Consider the following 592-nt stretch of genomic DNA (forward strand, 5'->3'; position numbering starts at 1 on the left):
GGGCGTGAAGTTCATGTTTAACCTTCAGCCTTTAGGTATTGAGGTTGATGCGTATGGCAAAGTTTCAGGCGTGAAAGTGGTCAAAACTGCTTTGGGCGAGCCTGATGACGCAGGTCGCCGTCGGCCAGAACCTGTAGAAGGAAGTGAACACGTACTGCCTGCCGATGCTGTCATCATGGCATTTGGTTTCCAACCTCATCAAATGAACTGGCTTACTCCGTTCAATGTTGAACTTGATCAATGGGGGCGAATCAAAGCACCCAACAACCAAGAGTTTCAATATCAAACCAGCAATGAAAAGATCTTTGCTGGGGGAGACGCAGTTCGCGGTTCTGATTTAGTGGTAACCGCCATTGATGAAGGACGAAAAGCAGCAGCAGGTATTCTTGATTACTTAGACGTGTAGCCTCGTCCCAACACTCAAAAAGGATCCAAAGATTGGATCCTTTTTTCTTTTATTACATATAATTAAATTCCTCTGTTAAGGAATAGAACTCATGAAAAAAGCCGCTCTGATGCTCATCACTTTTCTCGGCTTAACCGCATGCAGCCAAGGAGTCACTTCGATGCCAGATAGAACTCAAACCCCATG

At 45.4% G+C, this 592-nt stretch carries 1 protein-coding gene and 1 pseudogene; both read left to right on the forward strand.

What is annotated here, in order from left to right; genetic code table 11:
- Positions 1 to 406: FAD-dependent oxidoreductase (locus R8N49_RS28865; protein ID WP_318190668.1), on the forward strand; the 406-nt coding region annotated here is incomplete at its 5' end.
- A gap of 91 nt (positions 407 to 497) precedes the next feature.
- Positions 498 to 592 (forward strand): annotated as a pseudogene (locus R8N49_RS28870) (DUF1499 domain-containing protein); the annotation flags it as partial.

This window comes from Vibrio sp. 1978, from assembly GCF_033344345.1.